Source organism: Camelimonas fluminis (assembly GCF_014656355.1).
Classification (GTDB): Bacteria; Pseudomonadota; Alphaproteobacteria; order Rhizobiales; family Beijerinckiaceae; genus Camelimonas; species Camelimonas fluminis.
Map to the genome: position 1 here is coordinate 5,832 of NZ_BNCG01000054.1, position 6,903 is coordinate 12,734.

At 61.9% G+C, this 6,903-nt stretch carries 5 protein-coding genes; all 5 read left to right on the plus strand.

What is annotated here, in order from left to right; translation table 11 throughout:
* On the plus strand, positions 1 to 1,045 hold a 1,045-nt coding region (locus IE243_RS20850), incomplete at its 5' end, for an AMP-binding protein (RefSeq protein WP_244643291.1).
* Between the two features lie 406 nt (positions 1,046 to 1,451).
* A complete protein-coding gene (locus IE243_RS20855; protein ID WP_210319933.1) occupies positions 1,452 to 2,849 on the plus strand; it encodes an ABC transporter substrate-binding protein in 1,398 nt (465 codons plus the stop codon).
* A gap of 124 nt (positions 2,850 to 2,973) precedes the next feature.
* The gene (locus IE243_RS20860; RefSeq protein ID WP_191321242.1) at positions 2,974 to 4,014 is read left to right on the plus strand and encodes a phosphotransferase family protein; all 1,041 of its coding nucleotides are present in this window, start codon (positions 2,974 to 2,976) and stop codon (positions 4,012 to 4,014) included.
* Entirely contained in the window at positions 4,007 to 5,197 is a 1,191-nt protein-coding gene (locus IE243_RS20865; RefSeq protein WP_210319934.1) for an acyl-CoA dehydrogenase family protein, read from the plus strand. Before IE243_RS20860 ends, IE243_RS20865 begins: the two co-directional genes overlap by 8 nt.
* 9 nt (positions 5,198 to 5,206) lie before the next feature.
* The gene (locus IE243_RS20870) at positions 5,207 to 6,838 is read left to right on the plus strand and encodes an AMP-binding protein (protein WP_191321243.1); all 1,632 of its coding nucleotides are present in this window, start codon (positions 5,207 to 5,209) and stop codon (positions 6,836 to 6,838) included.
* Positions 6,839 to 6,903: the final 65 nt, after the last annotated feature.

A 6,903-nucleotide genomic window follows, 5' to 3' on the forward strand; every position in this document is an offset into this window, starting at 1 on the left:
GCCCAAGGTGATTGTCGACCACATGCCCGCGATTGTTGACACCTCGGCAACGCATTTGCCCGCGGAGCAAGGACAGCGGGCGCTCAATCCCGGTCCGCTCTATCACAATGCTCCATTCCTTTTTTCCCATAACGCATTGTTTGGAGGCAGCCAGGTCGTCGGCATGCAGAAGTTCGACGCCGAGGAGGCCCTGCGCCTGATCGCCGAACACCGCATCGACTGGGTGAATTTCGTTCCGACGATGATGAGCCGCATCTGGGCCCTGCCGGAGAATGTGCGCAAGCGCCACGACGTGTCCAGCCTGAAGGTAGTCTGCCATACGGCGGCGCCCATGCCGCGATGGCTGAAGGAAGCCTGGATTGACTGGGTCGGCGCCGACCATGTCTATGAAGGCTATGGCGGAACAGAACGCCAAGCCTCAACGCTTATTGCCGGCACAGACTGGCTCAAGCGGAGAGGATCGGTTGGACGTATGGAGAATGGTGAAGCCAAGGTCGTTGGCGAGGACGGTCAAGAGCTACCGCGGGGCGAGATCGGCGAAATCTTCCTGAAGGCCGCCGACGGCCCCGGAACCACCTACCACTACATCGGCGCCGACGCGAAGCGCGACCCCGGGGGGTGGGAGTCGCTCGGCGATATTGGCCACATGGATGAGGAAGGCTACATCTGGCTGGCTGACCGGCGCTCGGACATGATCCTGCGCGGCGGCGCCAACATCTACCCGGCCGAGGTCGAGGCGGCGCTGATCGCCAATCCGGATATTCGCAGCTGTGCCGTCGTCGGTCTGCCTGATCCGGATCTCGGCGCGCGCATCCACGCCATCATCGAGATCGCACCGGAAACCTCTGCCGACGACCTGCTGACTGCGCTGCCGGCGTTCCTCAGTGAACGTCTGAGCAAGCCCAAGCACCCGGAAAGCTACGAATTCACCAACGCCACGGTGCGAGACGACGCTGGAAAGGTGCGCCGCACCATGCTGCGCGACGAGCGCATCCGCTGGATCAACGAGGGGCGCGACTTCCGCATTTCCACCAGATCGTGGTGACAAAGGTTGGCATCCATAGCTTTGCGGCGCCTAGTGCGAGAAAGACAAGGAGTGAGACGGCGGTTTTGTCGTAGCGGGTGGCGACACGCCTGAACTGCTTGAGGCCGTTGATCGACAGGCAGTAACCCGACACACCGTTCTACGGCGTCCGCCAGATGACCTGGCGCCTGCAGAACGGGGGGCATGGTGTGCACCAGAAGCGCATCCGGGGGCTGATGCGCTTGACGCCGATCCACCAGAGGCCCAACACCAGCAAGCTGAGGAAGGGGCATAAGACCTATCCCTATCTGCTGGGCGAGCTACGCGTGGAGCCAGAGGCGCGCGAACACGGTCAGCCCCATGCCAATCTTGCGCCATCCGCACTCCGCCCTGCCGCAACTTCGCGACGATCTCTTCAGGGGCGCGCATGTTCCCAGGCGTCGTTCAGTCGCCAGGCCAAAAGCCATATATCACGGAGCCTCGCTATCAGTGGGTAGACCAGAAGCGACTGGTCGGGCAACTAAACGAGCAATATATTACCGAGTGGACATATTTCGACTCGTCGTTAAGATACCTCTGCAGCGCCCAACGTGGCCTGCAGGGAGTCAACGGAAAACGGGGGTCGAGAATGCGGATACGCCACATTGCCGTCATTGCGTGTGCGGCGCTCGGGTTCAGCGTGTCGATGGTCGCGGCGGACACGCCTGGCGTGACCGACAAGGTCGTCAAACTTGGCAACACCGCGCCATACAGCGGGCCGGCGTCATTCTATGGAACAATCGCCCGGGCAGCCCTTGCCTATTTCGACAAGGTGAACAGTGAAGGCGGCGTCCACGGGCGCCAGATTGAGGTGATCAGTCTTGACGACGCCTATTCTCCACCGAAAGCGGTGGAGCAGACGCGAAAGCTCGTGGAAAGTGAAAACGTTCTCGCGATTTTCATGCCGCTGGGTTCTCCAACCTCCGCCGCCACGCAAGCTTATCTGAACCAGAAAAAGGTTCCCCAAATCTTCGTCACCTCTGGCGCCGAACGATACAATGAGCCGAGAAAATATCCTTGGAGCATTGGCTGGAATGTCAGCTACGCCGACGAAGGACGCATCTACGGAAAATACATCGCGGACTTTGTGAAGGACCCGAAAGTCTCCATTCTTTACGCCAATGACGACTTCGGCCGCGCGGTCCTTGAGGGGCTGAAGGACGCGCTGTCCCGCCGCAATATTCCGATCGTTGCAGCGGCCAGCTATGAAATCTCTGACGCGACCGTCGACTCCCAGATAACCCGCCTGAAAGGCAGCGGCTCGAACGCGTTCGTCAATGCGGCCACTCCGAAATTCGCGGCGCAGGCCGTCAAAGCCGCCAGCGCCATGGGTTGGAAGCCGCTCATGCTGTTGCCGAGCGTCTCAAACTCAATTGATCCGGTGTTGACGAGCGTTGGCCTTGAGAATGCCATCGGGGCAGTCTCGGCGTCTTACAGCAAGCAGCCGTCTGATCCCCAGTGGAAAGACGCTCCTGATTTCAAAGAGTGGCTGGCGTTCATGGACAAATACTATCCGTCAGGCTCCAAAACCGAATGGCTCAACGCATATGGCTACAGCATGGCCTATGCAATGCATCAGGCCCTTGAGCGCGCAGGACGCGACCTCGACCGCGACAGCTTGATGAAGGCCCTGCACAGCATGCGCAAAATGGATGTGCCGATGCTTTTGCCCGGCGTCACCGTCAGCATTTCCGAAGAGGACCATGGTCCGATCAAAGAGATGCAGATGATGCGCTTTGACGGCAAGACATGGGTGTCCACCGGCGAACTCATCTCGGGACGATAACAGGCGGCCCGGTGCAGGCGAGCCGTCGGGGCGATTTGCGGCGGGTCTGCAGGCCTGGGACAGGGCCGCCCGGACGCCGCTGCGGATCCGCCGCAGCGCCCGCTGTGCGATAGGAGTGACAATCGTGAATGAACAAGGCCAGGAACTGGCTGGCAGATTGCAGGTGGCCGCCCGCCGCATGCTGGACGACGGCCGGCTGAATGTCAGAGATCTTTCGGTGATGGAGGACGGCCACGCCGGGCTTACCTACGGCTTTGAACTGGTTGATGGTGAGGGCGGCCAGCGGGGCGAATACATTCTCAAGATGGCGCCGGCCGGCGTGACGCGAAGGGGCAACACCGACGTTTACCGCCAGGCCCCCTTGCTGAAGGCGCTCAAGGGCGAGGGCTTGCTGACCCCCGACGTGCCTTGGGCCTCCGCCTCAGAAGAGATGCTGGGCGCGCCTTTCATCGTCATGGACAAACTGCCCGGGCGCGTATTCGTGGTCTGGGAGCCGCATCCATCGTTTCTGGGCGACCCGGCGCTTCTACGTTCGGTCTGGTGGCAGGCAGCCCGGTTGCTTGCTGCAGTTCACCGGATCGACTGGCGGGAGGCGTTGCCTCACTGGGAGACGCCGCGGCTGTTGCTCGACGAGCTGGATCGCTGGTCGTCATTGCGCCGCCACGCAGAGGGAACGGAATGGCTCGCCCCAAGCGCCCAGCTCGACACAGAACTTCGTGCGAGCATGCCGGACCCCGCGCCGGTCGGGCTGGTACATGGCGACTTCCAGCCTGGCAACATCCTTTTCGACAACGGCGTCGCCACGGGAATCATTGACTGGGAATTGGCCTCTATTGGCGCGCAGGGGCTGGATGTCGGCTGGCTGATGATGATGTCGGACAGCCGCGCCTGGCACGCCGACTGGCAACCTGTTGCGCCTGTCCCCCCTCACGATCTGTTGGCTGAATACAAAAAGGCTGGCGGCCCCGCCGTGCGCCATCTCGCCTGGCACCAGGCCTTCGCCCAGTACCGCCTCGGCTCCATAGCCTGCCTCAACGTCAAGCTGCACCGCTCCGGCAAGCGCCGGGACGATTTGTGGGAGCGCTTCGCGCCCTCGATCTCCAGTCTTTTCTCCCATGGCTCCGCCTTGCTGGCCGGAGCAGCCGAGGGGCACCGCCGTGATTGATTTCGAACTTTCTCCAGAGCTGACGACGCTGCGTGACCGCGTCGAAACCTTCATCGCCTCCAAAGTCGTCCCAATGGAGAACGATCCGCGCCAGACGCCGCACGGCCCTGCCGAAGAGTTGCGGCTTGAGCTTGTAAACCTCGCGCGCGCCGAGGGGCTGCTGTCGCCGCATGCGCCTGTCGCCTATGGCGGCCTTGGTCTCAACCATCGTGAGATGGCCGTGATATTTGAGGCAGCTGGCTGGTCCACCCTGGGGCCGCTGGCGCTAAACATCCAGGCCGGCGACGAAGGCAACGTCAATCTGCTCAACCAGATTGCGACCCCGTCCCAGAAGGAGCGCTGGCTCGCGCCGCTCGCGCGCGGCGAGGTGCGCTCGGTATTCTCGATGACTGAGACTGTGACTGATGGCGCTGGCGCAGACGCCTCGCGGCTCAACACGATCGCCAGGCAGGAGAGCGACGATTTCATCATCAACGGCCAGAAATACATGATCACCGGCGTACCCGGCGCTGCATTCAATATCGTCATGGCGCGCACCCTGGACAGCCGCGGGGAAGATCTGGGCGCCTCGATGTTCGTTCTCGATATCGATTGCCCCGGTTTTTCCGTCACGCGGATGCTGGACACGATCGACGCCAACTCGCCGGGCGGTCATGCGGTGGTGCGGTTCGACGATGTCCGCGTGTCCGCCGATCGCCTCCTCGGAAATCTGGGGCAGGGCTTCAGAAACGCCCAGGTTCGGCTTGGCCCGGCGCGCCTGACCCATTGCATGCGCTGGCTGGGGGCAGCGAAGCGCTGTCATGCTGTCGCAGCCGCACACGCCAGTGTGCGTCACTCATTTGGCAAGACCATCGGCGAACACCAAGGTGTGAGCTTCATGCTTGCAGACAATGAAATCGACATGCACCTCGCCCGGCTTTCCATCTGGCATACGGCCTGGTTGCTCGACAAGGGCGAACAGGCGCGCGACGAGACCAGCATTGCGAAAGTCTATTGCTCGGAAGCACTTGGTCGCGTCGTTGACCGTTCCTTGCAGATCCTCGGCGCCATTGGCATTACCCGCGACACGGTCGTCGAAAGGATCTACCGCGATATCCGGCCGTTCCGCATCTATGATGGTCCGTCAGAGGTGCACAGGCATGTCCTCGGCAGACGCATTCTTGGGCGCCACACGCAGGTCTGAGGTTCGGCGATGAATGACATGAAGGCCTATGAGGCGCTCTGCCGTGGCTTCCGTTGGAACATTCCGGAGCGCTACAACATCGCGGCGGATGTTTGCGACAGGCATGCGACCGACCCCAACCGCATCGCGCTGGTGAGTGTTGGCGAGCGAGGCGACACCCGCAATATAACGTTCCTACAGGTCCAACGCCTCGCCAGCAAGATGGCCAATCTCTTCGCGGCGCTGGGGCTGGCGCGCGGCGAGCGTGTAATGTTGCTGCTGGGCCAGAGCCCCTGGACTGCGATCAGCCATGTGGCGTGCTGGAAGGCGGGCCTGGTTTCAACGCCGACCTCGCCCTTGTTTGGCCCTGACGCCATAGCCTACCGACTTGGGCTCGCGGGGGTCAGGGTGGCGATTACAGATCTCGCGTCGCTTCCCTCGCTGCTTCAGGCAGCCTCGGAGGCGCCAGTGCTTCAGCATATCTTCCTCATCGACGGCGATGAGGCGGGAGCGCCATCACTGGAGCGGATGCTCGAGACGGCCTCGGACAATTTCACCAACGTCGACACTGGTGCCAACGAGCCTGCCTTTCTGAACTTCACCTCGGGCACCACCGGGTTTCCCAAGGGGGCGCTGCAGGCTCATCGTTCGATGCTCGGCCACATCCCCGGCGTACAGTTCGGCTTCGACGCGTTTCCCCAACCCGGGGATCTCATGTGGTCGCCCGCCGACTGGTCGTGGCTGGCCGGGCTAATGGACGTGCTCATGCCGGCATGGTTCTTCGGGCAACCTGTGTTGACGTTCCGCGCGCAGAAGTTTGATCCCGAACAGGCCTTCAGAATGATCGGCGAGCACGGCGTGCGCACGGCGCTGCTTACCCCCACCATGTTGCGGCTGATGCGCCAGGTGCCGGATCCTGTCCAACGATATGGCGCAAGGTTGCGCGCTGTCATCTCGGGCGGCGAGTCCGTAGGCAAAGAACTCCACGAATGGAGCCGCCATACGCTTGGACTGCCTGTGAACGAAATGTTCGGGCAGACCGAATGCAACCTCGTGATTGGCAATAACAGCCGGCTGTTGCCCCTCCGCCCCGGGTCTCTAGGTCGCCCAGTCCCTGGGCATACTGCCGCCATCGTAGACGACAAGGGCCAACAGCTGCCGGTTGGAACCATCGGCAATCTGGCTTTCCGGGCGCCAGACCCTGTGATGATGCTGGAATATTGGCGAAATCCGGAAGCGACTGCCGAAAAATACGCTAACGGCTGGTTGCTCAGTGGCGATCTTGCTCAGGTCGATGATGAGGGATTTTTCTGGTTCGAGGGGCGGGCGGACGATGTTATTACAAGTTCCGGCTACCGCATCGGTCCAACCGAGATTGAAGACACGCTGATCAAGCACCCCGCCGTGGTCATGGCTGCCGTGATCGGGATAGCAGACCCTGTTCGCACTGAGGCCATCCGGGCATATGTCGTCCTTAACGACAGGTTCAAGCCGTCGGAAACGTTGGCCCTGGAGATAAGGAATTTCGTGCGTTCCAAGCTCGCAAGACACGAGACACCGCACGAGGTCGTTTTTTCCGACGCGCTGCCGTTGACGGTCACGGGTAAAATCCTTCGCCGCGCCTTGAGAGAGGCGGCCAGCGAGCAGAGCAGCGCGCGCTAGGCCGCGCATCGCCCGTCGGACCTTCTACCGCTGGTACGACCGCTACCGCGAAGGCGGACCGGAAG

Excerpts from the sequence above, each read along its gene's own strand:
- IE243_RS20855 (WP_210319933.1), top strand. The coding sequence starts at position 1,452 with ATGTTCCCAGGCGTCGTTCAGTCGCCAGGCCAAAAGCCATATATCACG.
- IE243_RS20870 (WP_191321243.1), top strand. The coding sequence starts at position 5,207 with ATGAATGACATGAAGGCCTATGAGGCGCTCTGCCGTGGCTTCCGTTGG.